General features: G+C 37.6%; 12 protein-coding genes and 1 pseudogene. 10 read left to right on the plus strand and 3 right to left on the minus strand.

Annotation, left to right across the window (positions count from 1 at the left end; genetic code table 11):
• A pseudogene (locus ACOMA9_RS00005) lies at window positions 1-133 on the minus strand (IS982 family transposase); the annotation flags it as partial.
• A gap of 570 nt (window positions 134-703) precedes the next feature.
• On the opposite strand from ACOMA9_RS00005, the gene ACOMA9_RS00010 reads away from it, so the two are divergent.
• From ACOMA9_RS00010 to ACOMA9_RS00045, 8 genes are all read left to right on the plus strand, one after another.
• Window positions 704-1,033: a hypothetical protein gene (locus ACOMA9_RS00010; RefSeq protein WP_003028191.1), complete on the plus strand. Its 330-nt coding sequence runs from the start codon at window positions 704-706 to the stop codon at window positions 1,031-1,033.
• 214 nt (window positions 1,034-1,247) lie between these two features.
• Window positions 1,248-2,306 carry a serine hydrolase gene (locus ACOMA9_RS00015; RefSeq protein WP_247905674.1) on the plus strand — a complete coding sequence of 353 codons (1,059 nt, stop codon included), beginning with the start codon at window positions 1,248-1,250 and terminating at the stop codon, window positions 2,304-2,306.
• Window positions 2,307-2,442: 136 nt separating this feature from the next.
• Complete coding sequence (locus ACOMA9_RS00020; protein WP_247906344.1) at window positions 2,443-3,129, plus strand: Crp/Fnr family transcriptional regulator; 687 nt, start codon at window positions 2,443-2,445, stop codon at window positions 3,127-3,129.
• 309 nt (window positions 3,130-3,438) lie between these two features.
• On the plus strand, window positions 3,439-4,668 hold the full coding sequence (gene arcA / locus ACOMA9_RS00025) for an arginine deiminase (RefSeq protein WP_151380580.1): 1,230 nt from the start codon (window positions 3,439-3,441) through the stop codon (window positions 4,666-4,668).
• Between the two features lie 23 nt (window positions 4,669-4,691).
• Window positions 4,692-5,708 carry an ornithine carbamoyltransferase gene (argF, locus tag ACOMA9_RS00030; protein ID WP_151380581.1) on the plus strand — a complete coding sequence of 339 codons (1,017 nt, stop codon included), beginning with the start codon at window positions 4,692-4,694 and terminating at the stop codon, window positions 5,706-5,708.
• A 153-nt stretch (window positions 5,709-5,861) separates the two neighbouring features.
• Complete coding sequence (gene arcC, locus ACOMA9_RS00035) at window positions 5,862-6,809, plus strand: carbamate kinase (protein WP_003025409.1); 948 nt, start codon at window positions 5,862-5,864, stop codon at window positions 6,807-6,809.
• Window positions 6,810-7,046: 237 nt separating this feature from the next.
• Complete coding sequence (locus ACOMA9_RS00040) at window positions 7,047-8,549, plus strand: YfcC family protein (RefSeq protein WP_021001459.1); 1,503 nt, start codon at window positions 7,047-7,049, stop codon at window positions 8,547-8,549.
• Window positions 8,550-8,573: 24 nt separating this feature from the next.
• Window positions 8,574-9,908, plus strand: a complete 1,335-nt coding sequence (locus tag ACOMA9_RS00045; RefSeq protein ID WP_151379855.1) for a dipeptidase — start codon at window positions 8,574-8,576, stop codon at window positions 9,906-9,908.
• Between the two features lie 142 nt (window positions 9,909-10,050).
• Here ACOMA9_RS00045 and ACOMA9_RS00050 read toward each other — a convergent pair whose 3' ends face one another.
• Both ACOMA9_RS00050 and queA read right to left on the minus strand, forming a co-directional pair.
• Window positions 10,051-10,524 (minus strand): arginine repressor, encoded by a 474-nt coding sequence (locus ACOMA9_RS00050; RefSeq protein WP_003028172.1) that lies wholly within the window; start codon window positions 10,522-10,524, stop codon window positions 10,051-10,053.
• A gap of 10 nt (window positions 10,525-10,534) precedes the next feature.
• On the minus strand, window positions 10,535-11,563 hold the full coding sequence (gene queA, locus ACOMA9_RS00055; protein WP_151379856.1) for a tRNA preQ1(34) S-adenosylmethionine ribosyltransferase-isomerase QueA: 1,029 nt from the start codon (window positions 11,561-11,563) through the stop codon (window positions 10,535-10,537).
• A gap of 306 nt (window positions 11,564-11,869) precedes the next feature.
• On the opposite strand from queA, the gene ACOMA9_RS00060 reads away from it, so the two are divergent.
• Window positions 11,870-12,577 carry a glucosamine-6-phosphate deaminase gene (locus ACOMA9_RS00060; protein WP_330944998.1) on the plus strand — a complete coding sequence of 236 codons (708 nt, stop codon included), beginning with the start codon at window positions 11,870-11,872 and terminating at the stop codon, window positions 12,575-12,577.
• A gap of 116 nt (window positions 12,578-12,693) precedes the next feature.
• Window positions 12,694-14,070, plus strand: a complete 1,377-nt coding sequence (locus ACOMA9_RS00065; RefSeq protein ID WP_330944999.1) for a DUF1958 domain-containing protein — start codon at window positions 12,694-12,696, stop codon at window positions 14,068-14,070.
• Window positions 14,071-14,079 lie beyond the last annotated feature (9 nt).

The raw sequence follows: 14,079 nt of genomic DNA on the forward strand, positions 1-14,079 counted from the left end.
ACAAGCTGACATTACGGCGATGCTTCAATGAATCGGGGCAATAATCCCGATAAAGCTGATGACAAATTTTGGATAATTGCTTCATATTCCATTGTAAATGATGGGATTTAGCGGTATACTGTAAGTGTCTCATTGGGACAACCTCCTGTTAGTATAGTTCAAATGGGCTTTTTATAGTGTTTTGAGTTTAACTAGCACCACGGGTGGTATATATTTTAACCTAGCTAATACAAACCTATATAAAAATGTATTAGAACACGAATAATAACTTTTTCATTGCTTCATATAGACAGTTTGATTTGTAACAATAAATAGCAATCTCTTAGTGATATGATTAATTACGTCTGTGAAATGATGTACTGGAAACGTAAAAGATGAGATGATTAGAAAGTAGGAATATATGACTTATTTAAAGAAACTACAACTATGGATTTTAGGTGGCTTAATAGGAACCTTGCTTTTAGACTATTGGTCACACGATTTAAAGCAGCTTTATGCTATTGTTGCGACTTATGTGATGAGTTCAGTCTATACATTTATCTGCATAAAAATATTGAAGTTTAATGAGAGGCTCACATTGCTGTCGGCTGTTATGTTGTCGGTTGTAGTGATGATTGTTTGCTTATATTTTTTACCTCAATTTATCCTATAAAAATGGAAGACTTTTATTAAGGTAAGAATAAATCAAAAAGTGGAGAATACCATGAAAGCAATATATAAAAATCAAGTAGCTGATGTTTGGAAAATTGGCAAAGAAACTGAACAGCCTGATTGGGTGAAAGAAGCTTTTGCTAAAAATTATTTATATTGGTTGGATGATCATCTTCGGATTTTAATGGCAGGACTAAATCCTTCTACGCTAGAAAATTTAAAAATTGGCGCACTTGGAACAGTAGGCGGTGGATTTGCTGGTTATGGCATGTATGTGCTAGGGTATATTGATGATTATTTGGATGTAACCAATCACCGAGTCGTCTCTCAAAAAACATTTGAAAAAGAGTATCATGTTCAAGAAAATTTTAAAATAAATTGATTTTTTATCACTTTTTAGCAGACTAGCTGAGATAGTTTTACCATTCAAGGGATCAGAGCTATCATTTAGGATTTTTTTAAATGAACTAGAATTATTAGTTTATACTGTATATATACAATAAAGGAAGTTGAAAATAGTTAATGATTCTGTTTATCATATCTTGTTATTTTTTTATTCTTCCTATATAATGAGGTATATAAGTTAGGAGAAGTGCGTGAGTAAAAAGACAATAATTCTTTGTTTGATTGGTTGCTTTATGATATGTGGTGTGTTGGTGTTAAGTGCTGTGCACTTTGGGCAAGCTAGAAAGCCACATCATACGAAGGTAGCTAAAAGTTACACAGTTAGTCAAGAAAAGAAAAAAAGTCCGTCAAAAGAGTCGAAACCAGCAACTACTCGTGTTCCAACAAAAAGTATGGAAGAAAAGCAGAAAGTCATGGAAGTTGATTTGCCGGTAATGGGAGCTTATGGTTTGTATTATGATTATGCCAATCTAAATTTGGTTCAAGTCGTACAGGCGTATCTAGATGAGATGGGAATTGATCATTCACAAGTTGCATTTTCTTATAAGGATTTAACGAGTGGGCAAACCTATGCTATGAATGAGACACAGCCGATGACAGCAGGATCAACTTACAAATTGCCATTAAATATGTTGGTCGTTGATGAGGTAGAAAAGGGAAATTTATCACTAACCGAGCGGTTTGATATTACACATACTCGCTATGAATATATCGGTGAACACAATAATTACGTAGCGGCATTTAATGGGGAAATGAACATTCCTGAGATGCAGGAATACTCTCTTCTCTATTCTGAAAATACACCTGCTTATGCTTTAGCGGAACGCTTAGGTGGCTTGGATAAAGCCTATACGATGTATCAGCGCTATGGAAAAGGAAGGGGCGAGATTAAGACAATCAACCAACAGAATCAAACAACGACGGATTATTATATTCAGGTATTGGATTATCTTTGGAAACATCAGGAAAAATATAAAGATATTTTGTATTATATCGGTGAGTCTTTTCCAAATGAATACTATAAACGATATGTAAGAGACATTCCAATCTACCAAAAGCCAGGTTATGTTGCAGAGGCATTAAATGTAGACGCAGTTGTGTGTGAGGGAAAGCCTTATTTGATTGCCCTTTATACAGCAGGACTGGGAGGAACGACTTCAGAGAGTGATGAAATCAGCGGTGTTGGTATTACGCAAGTTGGGCAATTGGCCTATGTCATCAATGAATGGCATCGAGTGAATATGAATTAAGATACGTATATTTATAGGGCGAAGGACACGTTGTAAAAAGAACAAATTTCAGAAAAATGTAAGGGCTCTCTTTAAGATTGAAGCCCTTTTGTGTTATAATAAGAGCAGAATGTAAAAAAAGGACCACAAGGATATCATGATTAACAAAGAGCATTATCGCTACATTAGGGAACATCCTGCTTTTGAAAATTTACCAGTTGAATATTTTGATAAAATAGCGGTTGAGATTCAATTTCGTAAAGTACCAAAAGGACAAATTATTTTCTTTTCTGGAGACAAACGAGAGCGACTTTTTTTGATTTATAAAGGCTATGTTCGGATTGAACAGTACGACCAGACAGATTCATTTAATTACATTGATTATGTGAAAGAAAATACCATGTTTCCTTATGGTGGTATGTTTGAAGATAAAGATTATCATTATTCTGGGATTTCTGTGACAGATTTGGAATATTTTTCAATTCCTGTTGACTTGTATGAATATTATTCTAAGCAAACTATAAAGCAAACGTTATTCATCACACATAAGTTATCGAATATTTTGCGTTTCCATGAATTACGCTTGCGAAACTCTGTTTTGGCTAGTGCGACAGAGCGAGTTATTCAAGCGATTTCAATTTTATGTATTGATTTTTGCCAAGATAGAGATGATATTCCTTTTGCACTTAGTATGAAAGAACTAGCTAAACTAGGTGCAACTACTCGTGAAACAGTTAATCAAGTGTTGAAAAAATTAACAGAAGAAAACATTATTCAATATAAACGAAAGAAACTTGTCTTTTTGAATAAAGAATACTTTTTAAAATATTTTGAAGATATGTAATGCAAAAGAGGGCGAAATTGCAGTCGAAAATGCAATTTCTTGTCCTCTTTTTCATTTAGACAAATATGAGCTTAAGAATTTGATTTATTTCTAAAAAATAATTATTCATAAAACCAATAAAATGCATAAAATATTTATAGAAAGCGTTTTATTTTGAAATAATATTAGAATTTCTTTTAAAAAAAGCAAAGGATTTGGCACTTTGAATGTACAATTGATTGTGAAAACGCAAACAAAAGATATTACAATATAACATGTAAATAGAACTTAAGGAAACTTAAGTCACAAAGAAAAAGAGGAGGACATAAGATGTCTACACATCCTATTCATGTTTTCTCAGAAATAGGAAAACTGAAAAAAGTTATGCTACATCGTCCTGGTAAAGAGTTGGAAAACTTGATGCCGGATCACTTGGAACGTCTGCTTTTTGACGATATTCCATTTTTGGAAGACGCTCAAAAAGAACATGATGCTTTTGCAGACGCTCTTCGTAAAGAAGGTATTGAAGTTCTTTACCTTGAAAAGTTGGCCGCTGAATCATTGACTTCTCCAGAAATTCGTAACGAATTTATTGAAGAATATCTTGACGAAGCAAATATTCGCGGAGCACAAACAAAAGTTGCTATTCGCGACATTCTTCATAGTATAGAAGACAACCTTGAATTGGTTGAAAAGACAATGGCAGGTTTCCAAAAAGCAGAATTGCCAGAAATTCCTGAAGAAGCTAAAGGCTTGACAGACTTGGTAGAATCCGACTATCCATTTGCTATTGACCCAATGCCAAACTTGTACTTCACACGTGACCCATTTGCTACAATTGGTAATGCTGTGTCATTGAACCACATGTACTCAGATACACGTAATCGTGAAACACTTTATGGTAAATACATTTTCAAATACCATCCAGTATATGGTGGCAATGTTGACTTGGTTTATAACCGTGAAGAAACAACTCGTATCGAAGGTGGAGATGAACTCGTTCTTTCTAAAGATGTCCTTGCAGTAGGTATTTCACAACGTACAGACGCAGCATCTATTGAAAAACTTTTGGTTAATATCTTCAAGAAGAATGTTGGCTTCAAGAAAGTGATTGCATTTGAATTCGCTAATAATCGTAAATTCATGCACTTAGATACAGTCTTCACAATGGTTGACTATGACAAGTTCACGATTCACCCAGAAATTGAAGGCGACCTTCGCGTTTACTCTGTTACTTATGAAAATGAAAAACTTCATATTGCAGAAGAAAAAGGTGATTTGGCTGAATTGTTAGCTAAGAATCTTGGTATTGACAAAGTTCATTTGATTCGTTGTGGTGGTGGAAATACTGTTGCTGCTGCTCGTGAACAATGGAACGACGGTTCAAATACCCTTACAATTGCACCAGGCGTGGTAGTGGTATATGACCGTAACGTTGTTACAAATAAGATTCTTGAAGAATACGGACTTCGTTTGATTAAGATTCGCGGAAGTGAATTGGTTCGCGGTCGTGGTGGACCTCGTTGTATGTCAATGCCATTTGAACGTGAAGAACTTTAAGATTAGAAAGAGGAATAATTAGAATGACAAACTCAGTGTTCCAAGGACGCAGCTTCTTGGCAGAAAAAGATTTTACACGTGCAGAATTAGAATATCTTATCGGTTTAGCAGCTCATTTGAAAGATTTGAAAAAGCGCAATATTGAACATCATTACTTAGCAGGTAAAAATATTGCTCTCTTGTTTGAAAAAACTTCAACTCGTACTCGTGCAGCTTTCACAACAGCAGCGATTGACCTTGGTGCTCATCCAGAATACCTAGGAGCTAACGACATCCAACTTGGCAAGAAAGAATCTACTGAAGATACTGCTAAAGTATTGGGACGTATGTTTGATGGAATTGAATTCCGCGGATTCAGCCAACGCATGGTAGAAGAATTAGCAGAATTCTCAGGTGTTCCTGTATGGAATGGTTTGACAGACGAATGGCATCCAACTCAAATGTTAGCTGACTATTTGACAGTTCAAGAAAACTTTGGTCGTTTGGAAGGCTTGACTCTTGTCTACTGTGGTGACGGACGCAATAACGTTGCAAACAGCCTTCTTGTAACAGGTGCTATCCTCGGTGTGAATGTGCACATCTTCTCTCCAAAAGAACTCTTCCCAGCTGAAGATATCGTGAAATTGGCAGAAGGATATGCGAAAGAAAGTGGCGCACATGTCTTAATTACTGACAATGCAGATGAAGCTGTTAAAGGTGCAGATGTCCTTTACACAGACGTTTGGGTATCTATGGGTGAAGAAGACAAATTCGCAGAACGTGTAGCCCTTTTGAAACCTTACCAAGTAAATATGGACTTGATTAAGAAAGCTGACAATGAAGATTTGATCTTCTTGCACTGCTTACCAGCTTTCCATGATACAAATACTGTCTATGGTAAAGACGTTGCTGAAAAATTCGGCGTGAAAGAAATGGAAGTAACTGACGAAGTATTCCGCAGCAAATACGCTCGCCAATTTGACCAAGCTGAAAACCGTATGCATACTATTAAAGCAGTTATGGCAGCAACTCTTGGTAACCTTTATATTCCAAAAGTATAATTTAAAACCAAAACCGTTTACCAACAGCTATGAGGGCTGCGACTAATAGCTTTAGTCCAGTCCTCATTTTTGATAGTGCTCGTTTCCATTGTTATTACTAAATACTAAAATAGAAACATAATACAAGAAAAACTCTAAGGAGGCTCATTATTTATGGCAAATCGTAAAATCGTTGTGGCTTTGGGAGGAAATGCCATCCTTTCATCTGATCCATCAGCTAAAGCACAACAAGAAGCATTAGCAGAAACAGCAAGTCATCTTGTAAAATTGATTAAAAATGGTGATGACTTGATTATCACTCATGGAAATGGACCGCAAGTTGGAAATCTTTTATTGCAACATTTAGCGGCAGATTCTGAAAAAAATCCAGCGTTCCCGCTTGATTCGCTCGTTGCAATGACAGAAGGAAGTATCGGCTACTGGTTGCAAAATGCTCTTCAAAATGCTTTACGTGAAGAAGGGATTGAAAAAGAAGTTGCTTCTGTTGTGACACAAGTCGTGGTTGACAAAAACGACCCAGCTTTCACAAATTTGAGCAAACCAATCGGACCATTCTACACAGAAGAAGAAGCAAAAGCAGAAGCCGAAAAGAGTGGAGCTACTTTCAAAGAAGATGCTGGACGTGGCTGGAGAAAAGTGGTTGCTTCACCAAAACCAGTTGGAATCAAAGAAATTGAAACTATTCGTACACTCATCAATGCAGGACATGTCGTTGTGGCTGCTGGTGGTGGCGGCATTCCTGTTATCAAGGAAGACAATGGTCATCTTGCCGGCGTAGAAGCAGTAATTGACAAAGACTTTGCTTCACAATGTCTGGCTGAATTGGTCGAAGCAGATCTTTTCATTGTCTTGACAGGTGTTGACTATGTTTATGTGAACTACAATAAACCAGATCAAGCTAAGTTAGAGCGTGTTAATGTAGCTCAGCTTGAAGAATACATCAAGCAAGAACAGTTTGCACCAGGAAGTATGTTACCTAAAGTGCAAGCAGCTATTGCCTTTGTAAATGATCGACCAGAAGGTGAAGCTGTCATTACTTCTCTTGAAAACTTAGGTGCTTTAATTGAGTCTGAAAGCGGAACGATTATTGAAAAAGGATAACAGAGTGTTATCATTTATAAGTTTAAGACTGTAATAAAACTTTTTAAAACAATGTCGGTGTTTCCTATTTTTAGATTTGCTTTCTTTAAGTCTATTTTACTGTTGTAAAATGATAATTTTTTTGAAAATGACTAGTATTTTTTATTTGAATATGTTAAAATATAGTCAAAGGAAGCGCTTTCTGAAAATGGGATTCGGTTAAATTTTTACAATTTGTTACATTTAGGAGGAAAACAAATGAGTGAAAAAGCAAAAAAAGGGTTTAAGATGCCGTCATCTTATACCGTTTTGATGATTATCATTGCCATTATGGCAGTATTGACCTGGATTATTCCAGCTGGTCAATATGATGCTGATAAGTCTGGTAATCTAATTACAGGAACCTATAAGACTGTTGCTCAAAATCCACAAGGGATTTGGGATGTCTTAATGGCTCCGATTCGTGCTATGCTTGGGAAAGAACCAACATCAGCAGCAATTGATGTTGCCTTCTTTATTCTGATGGTTGGTGGTTTCCTTGGTGTTGTCAATGAAACAGGTGCCCTTGATGTAGGGATTGCTTCTATCGTGAAGAAGTACAAAGGCCGCGAAAAGATGTTGATTTTAGTCTTGATGCCTCTGTTTGCTCTTGGCGGATCCACTTATGGTATGGGTGAAGAAACCATGGCTTTCTATCCACTTCTTGTGCCAGTTATGATGGCAGTAGGATTTGATAGTTTGACCGCGGTAGCTATTATCCTTCTTGGTTCTCAAATTGGATGTTTGGCTTCTACTCTGAATCCATTTGCTACAGGTATAGCTTCTGCGACAGCAGGTGTAGGTACTGGTGACGGTATCGTTCTTCGGTTAATCTTCTTTGTTGTGATGACAGCTTTGGGTACTTATTTCGTATATCGTTATGCAGATAAGATTCAAAAAGATCCTACAAAATCTTTGGTTTACAGTCATCGTGAAGAAGATTTGAAGCACTTTAATGTAGATGCAGTTGCTAATGTAGAATCCACTCTTAGCAAGAAACAAAAACAAGTGTTGGTACTCTTTGTCTTGACCTTTGTTCTCATGATTATGAGTTTCATTCCATGGACAGACTTGAAGGTAACTATTTTTGAAAGTTTCAATAAATGGTTGGTTGGACTTCCGTTCATTGGTAAGATTGTTGGTAGTTCAACATCTGCTTTGGGTACCTGGTACTTCCCAGAAGGGGCAATGCTCTTTATGGTAATGGGTATCATCATTGGTTTTGTTTACCGCATGAAAGAAAGCCGCTTTATCACTGTCTTTATCAATGGTGCGGCTGATCTTCTAAGTGTTGCGCTTATCGTAGCTGTTGCGCGTGGTATTCAAGTTATCATGAACGACGGTATGATTACTGCTACAATCCTTCACTGGGGTGAAGTAGGACTGAAAGGTCTATCATCTCAAGTGTTTATCGTATTGACTTACATTTTCTATCTGCCAATGTCATTCCTTATCCCATCAACATCTGGTCTTGCCAGTGCAACAATGGGTATCATGGCACCTCTTGGAAAATTCGTCAACGTTCCAGCAAGCTTGATTATCACTGCTTACCAATCTGCTTCTGGTCTTTTGAACCTTGTTACTCCAACATCTGGTATCGTTATGGGGGCACTTGCTCTTGGACGTATTGATTTGGGTACTTGGTGGAAATTCGTTGCAAAATTGGTTGCAGGAATCTTTGTAGTAAGTATTCTACTTCTTATTTTAGGAACGTTCTTATAATAGGAAAATAACGAGGTGTTCTTTATGAAACAATTTTTAACCGAAAAAATTAAGTCTGATTATTTAGAATCGCTGAAAACAATCGTTTCCTACCCGTCAGTTCTTAATGAAGGGGAAAATGGGACACCTTTCGGACAATCTATTCAAAACGTCTTAGAAAAAATGCTAGAGATCACTAGGAGTTTAGGTTTTAAAACTTACATTGATCCTAAAGGCTATTATGGATATGCAGAAATCGGTCAGGGAGAAGAACTCCTGGCCGTTCTCTGCCATTTAGACGTTGTTCCAGCGGGAGATTTGTCCGATTGGGAAACTCCTCCATTTGAAGCAACTATAAAAGATGGTTGGATACATGGACGTGGGGTGCAAGATGATAAAGGTCCGTCCCTAGCTGCACTTTATGCTGTTAAAGCATTGATGGATGCAGGTGTGACATTTAACAAGCGGATTCGTTTCATCTATGGTACAGACGAAGAAACTCTGTGGCGCTGTATGGCTCGTTACAATGAGCTGGAGGAAACAGCGACGCTTGGTTTTGCACCGGATTCTTCTTTCCCGCTGACTTATGCTGAAAAAGGTTTACTGCAGATTAAGTTACATGGTTCAGGCTCGCAAGAACTTGCTATTGAAGCAGGAGAAGCCTTTAATGTTGTACCTGCAAAAGCAAGCTATACGGGAAATTTAGCAGATTCATTAGAAGTTGAATTGAAAACACAGGCTTTTGAATACGAACGAACTGCAGATACAGTAACAGTCATTGGTGTCCCTAAGCATTCAAAAGATGCAGCTGAGGGCGTGAATGCTATTGTACGTTTGGCAACAGGACTAAATCCGCTTATTCAACACTCTGCCATTCAATTTATCGCTGAAGCAGTTAGGGAAGATGCTACAGGCAGCCGCTTGTTTGGTGAAATTTCAGATGAGCCTTCAGGAACTTTGTCATTCAATGTTTCTGGATTAAGCTTAGATCAGGACAAGTCTGAAATTCGGATTGACATGCGGATTCCAGTTCTTGCAGACAAAGATAAATTAGTACAGGAATTAAGCCAAATTGCTGAAGAATATCAATTGCGTTATGAAGAATTTGACTATCTTGCACCATTATATGTGCCGCTTGATAGTGAATTGGTCAGCACGTTAATGGCTGTCTATAAAGAAAAAACAAATGATAATAGTCCTGCTGTGTCCTCTGGTGGTGCTACATTTGCTCGCACCATGCCAAATTGCGTGGCCTTTGGCGCACTTTTCCCTGGTGCTTTGCAAACAGAACATCAAGCGAATGAACGAACTGTGATTGAGGATTTGTATAAAGCCATGGACATCTATGCTGAAACGATTTATCGCTTAGCTGGAAAATAGTTAGAAGAAAGTAGAAGTGAGAATGAACTTGTAAATTGTACAAGAATTCATTTTTTGCCCTGCTAGCAGTCAATCATTAAGACAATACGGTATTACTAACTAAAATAAAGCTACGACTGGATAAAAATCCAGCCATAGCTTTTTAATCTTTACTAAAAAAGAACGGAGGTGCAAATTGTTTTAATTTGTTAAAACAATCTTGCGCTTTTTGATTGTCCTCGCAGATAATCAAGCAGACATCATCACCGCAGACTGTCGCAACAATTTCGGAAAATTCTAAAGCATCTAAGATAGAGCCGAATGATTGTGCCAAACCAGGGAGTGTTTTCATGACGACTTGGTTTTGAACAGGACGCAGCATAATCAAGGCATCTTCCATATAGAGACGCAGCCGTTTTTCCCAGCGTGAAGGTGCCATGCTATTGATAATGTAATAAGAAATATCTGCTTCGTGTACTTTTACTAAGTTCAAAGCTTTAATGTCTCGAGAAAGTGTGGATTGCGTCACTGTAACGCCATTTGCTGAAAGCAAATCTTGTAATTCCTGTTGTGTGTGAATTTTTTTCTCTAGGACAAGCGAGCGAATGAGTCGATGACGACTTTCAATTTTATTCATATTTCACCTATTATTTTATAAACATGGCATCGCCAAAACTGAAAAAGCGATATTTTTCATCAATGGCATGCTGATAAGCAGAGAGCACTAATTCTCTGCCCGCAAATGCTGAGACGAGCATGACAAGAGTGGACTTTGGTAAGTGGAAATTGGTAGAAAAGGCATCTACTATTTTCCAATCGTAGCCAGGTTTGATAAAGATATTGGTCCAGCCGGAGTCAGCTTTGATTTCCCCATTAAATTTTGAGCCAATTGTCTCCAGCGTACGGATAGAAGTTGTTCCAACAGCTATGACACGTTTTCCGCTAGCTTTGACTTGTCGAAGCGTGTTAGCTGCCTCTTCAGACAATGTATAGAATTCTGAGTGCATCTCGTGTTCGTCTACATTATCTACAGAGACAGGACGAAAGGTTCCTAGCCCGACATGAAGCGTCAGATAGACTAATTTCACACCTTTGGCTTCAATCTGAGCCAGCAGCTCTTTGGTAAAATGAAGCCCGGCAGTAGGAGCAGCAGCTGAGCCATTTTCTTTAGCATAAACAGTCTGATAGCGCTCACGGTCTTTTAGCTTTTCATGAATATAAGGCGGTAATGGCATTTCGCCCAGACTTTCAAGCACTTCCAAGAAAATCCCTTGGTAATGGAAACGTACAGTTCGTCCACCGTGTTCTAATTCTTCTAAGACAGTTGCAGTCAATCGTCCATCGCCAAAAGAAATAGCAGCTCCGACTTTTAAGCGCTTGGCTGGCTTCGCTAGCACTTCCCAATCATCCCCTGCGATGTTTTTCAACAGTAGTAATTCAACATGTCCGCCTGTTTCAGGTTTTTCACCATGAAGGCGTGCTGGTAAGACGCGCGTATCATTCATAACCAAAGCGTCTCCGGGATTTAATTGGTCGATAATGGCATCAAAGTGAGTATCTTCCATTTGACCAGTTTCGTGATTGACTACTAAAAGGCGGGAAGCATCTCGCTTTTCTAAAGGTGTTTGTGCGATTAACTCTTCTGGTAAATGAAAGTCAAAATCAGCAGTATTCATACATTCTCCTTAAGCTGTAAATAAAATCCATAATGAATAACAAGAAGCAACAAGTGGCAGGCACATGAGTAAAATACCTAAAATCAGTAAGGTATAATGCCACATTCGCTTGGTTTTGAGAAGGAGTGCAGTTATGACAAAAGCAACTCCTAACAAAAATAAACAGAATAAATAGACTAACATTCTTCTATTATAACACGATTTTTTTTGCAAACAAGCTCGTATTCTTTAAAAAGGAATAAATTCTCTTGACAAAAATTGGTCTATACCATATAATGTAATTAAGTAAAGAAAAGGAGTTTAGCGATGAGAATTATTCAAGTGGAAAATCAAGTAGACGGTGGTAGAGTAGCTTTTGAATTATTAAAAGAAAAATTAGCGAAAGGAGCTAAAACGTTAGGCTTAGCGACAGGTAGCAGTCCTTTGAGTTTTTACGAGCAAATTGTTGAAAGTGATCTTGACTTGACAGATTTAACAAGTGTGAATTTGGACGAGTACATCGGGCTAAGTGGAGAAAATCCTCAGTCATATCGCTATTTCATGCAGGAGTATTTGTTTGATAAAAAACCATTTAAGGAAAGCTTCTTGCCAAATGGTGTTGCAGAAAATGCGGAAGCAGAAATCAAACGCTACAATCACGTTCTGGCAGAGAATCCTGTTGATTTGCAAATTTTAGGAATTGGCACAAATGGTCACATTGGGTTTAATGAACCAGGGACGAGTTTTGACAGTACGGTTCATGTAGTGGATTTGGAGCAATCAACCATTGAAGCCAATGCTCGTTTCTTTGACAAGATAGAAGATGTGCCAACTCAAGCTTACTCAATGGGCATTCAAAATATTCTCAATGCAAAGTCCATTATTTTATTTGCTTATGGTGCTTCAAAAGCAAAAGCGATTGCAGGAACCGTGGAAGGACCGATTACAGAAGAACTACCAGGAAGCGTCCTTCAAAAACATGAAGATGTTGTCATTATCGCAGATAAAGAAGCTTTAAGCATTTTGAAAAAATAAGCATCTATTTCCTATCTAATTTTTAGGTAGGTTTTTTGACATTTTGGAAAAAGTTCGTTATCTTATGAATAAAGTGTGTTATACTAGAAGATAAGTGAAAACTTAGGAGGATTCTAGTGAAAAAGCTGTTAGCTATTATTTGTCTTTTTGTGTTGTATGTGGGAGTAATTGCTGCTCGCGCAGATGAGTTGGTTGATATGGCACAAAAAATGTATCCAAACGAGAAGATCAATCCAATCAATCGACCTAAATCGTCCTTGATTGTAGATGCTAATACGGGAAACATTCTTTGGCAAGACAATATTGATGAAGTTCGTGATCCTGCCAGTATGAGCAAATTGATGACCTTGTATTTAGTTTTTGAAGCAATTCAGCAAGGAAAGTTGAGCGAAAATACAGTTATCAAAGCAACACCACGTGATGAAGCAATTGCCAAAATTTACGAAATTTCCAACAATAAAATTGTGGCAGGAGTAGATTATACTGTTTCTGAATTGATTACGATGACAGCTGTTCCATCTTCAAATGCGACAACTGTCATGTTAGCCAATTATTTATCTAACAATGATCCAGATACATTTTTGGATATGATGAATGCCAAGGCAAAAGAATTGGGTATGACCAATACAAAATGGTTCAATGCTAGCGGAGCTGCAGCTGTTTCTTTCAAAGGCTTGTATACTCCACAACGGTATGATAACAACGCAGCTAATCAGACAACAGCGCGCGATTTAGCCATTTTAGGATACCATTTCGTCAAGAATTATCCAAATATTTTAAATTACACCAATAAACCAGTCGTAACGGTGAAAAAGGGAACGCCGTATGAAGAAACCTTTGAAACCTATAATTACTCACTTCCCGGTGCCAAATATGGCATCGAAGGCGTCGAAGGTTTAAAGACGGGGTCAAGTCCACGAGGAGCTTTTAATTACATCGCAACGATTAAGCGAGGGGAACAACGTTTGATTAGTGTCATCATGGGTGTTGGTGATTGGGCTGATCAAAACGGAGAGTATTATCGTCATCCGTTTGGCAATGCCTTGATTGAAAAGGCTTATGCTGACTATGAGTATAAAAAAGTTTTCAATGCTGGTGAGCAAGAAATCAATGGAAAGACCTATAAATTATCAAAAGATTTCTATGCGACAGTGAAAAAAGGCACAGCAGCAAAAGCAGTTGTGGAAAATGACGTATTGAAAAATGATAATGGTTTGGAGCAACTTTCTTCGCTCATTTCAGATGGAGAAAGTGTCACAGAAGTAAAGAATACTGCAACTAAAAACAGTACAACTAAGTCAACTGTAAAAACTACAACAGCAAAATCTGGCGGAAAAAGTTTGAAGCAACTCTTTTTAGATTATCACATTCTGATCGCAGTTCCGTTGCTTATTCTTTTGCTCATTGTCGTTTTTGAAGCAACGAAACGTAAGCAAAGAAGAAAACAGCGTACAACTAACGATACACAGCTATCTCGTCGTCAGAAACGTTAATCACTCATT

It is taken from the genome of Streptococcus atopicus, from assembly GCF_049166725.1.
Lineage (GTDB): Bacteria > Bacillota > Bacilli > Lactobacillales > Streptococcaceae > Streptococcus > Streptococcus hominis.

What these genes read in the sequence shown, in the direction of transcription:
- ACOMA9_RS00010 (WP_003028191.1), top strand. Translation starts at nt 704, where the DNA reads ATGAAAGCAATATATAAAAATCAAGTAGCTGATGTTTGGAAAATTGGC.
- ACOMA9_RS00020 (WP_247906344.1), top strand. Translation starts at nt 2,443, where the DNA reads ATGATTAACAAAGAGCATTATCGCTACATTAGGGAACATCCTGCTTTT.
- arcA (WP_151380580.1), top strand. Translation starts at nt 3,439, where the DNA reads ATGTCTACACATCCTATTCATGTTTTCTCAGAAATAGGAAAACTGAAA.
- argF (WP_151380581.1), top strand. Translation starts at nt 4,692, where the DNA reads ATGACAAACTCAGTGTTCCAAGGACGCAGCTTCTTGGCAGAAAAAGAT.
- arcC (WP_003025409.1), top strand. Translation starts at nt 5,862, where the DNA reads ATGGCAAATCGTAAAATCGTTGTGGCTTTGGGAGGAAATGCCATCCTT.
- ACOMA9_RS00040 (WP_021001459.1), top strand. Translation starts at nt 7,047, where the DNA reads ATGAGTGAAAAAGCAAAAAAAGGGTTTAAGATGCCGTCATCTTATACC.
- ACOMA9_RS00045 (WP_151379855.1), top strand. Translation starts at nt 8,574, where the DNA reads ATGAAACAATTTTTAACCGAAAAAATTAAGTCTGATTATTTAGAATCG.
- ACOMA9_RS00050 (WP_003028172.1), bottom strand. Translation starts at nt 10,524, where the DNA reads ATGAATAAAATTGAAAGTCGTCATCGACTCATTCGCTCGCTTGTCCTA.
- queA (WP_151379856.1), bottom strand. Translation starts at nt 11,563, where the DNA reads ATGAATACTGCTGATTTTGACTTTCATTTACCAGAAGAGTTAATCGCA.
- ACOMA9_RS00060 (WP_330944998.1), top strand. Translation starts at nt 11,870, where the DNA reads ATGAGAATTATTCAAGTGGAAAATCAAGTAGACGGTGGTAGAGTAGCT.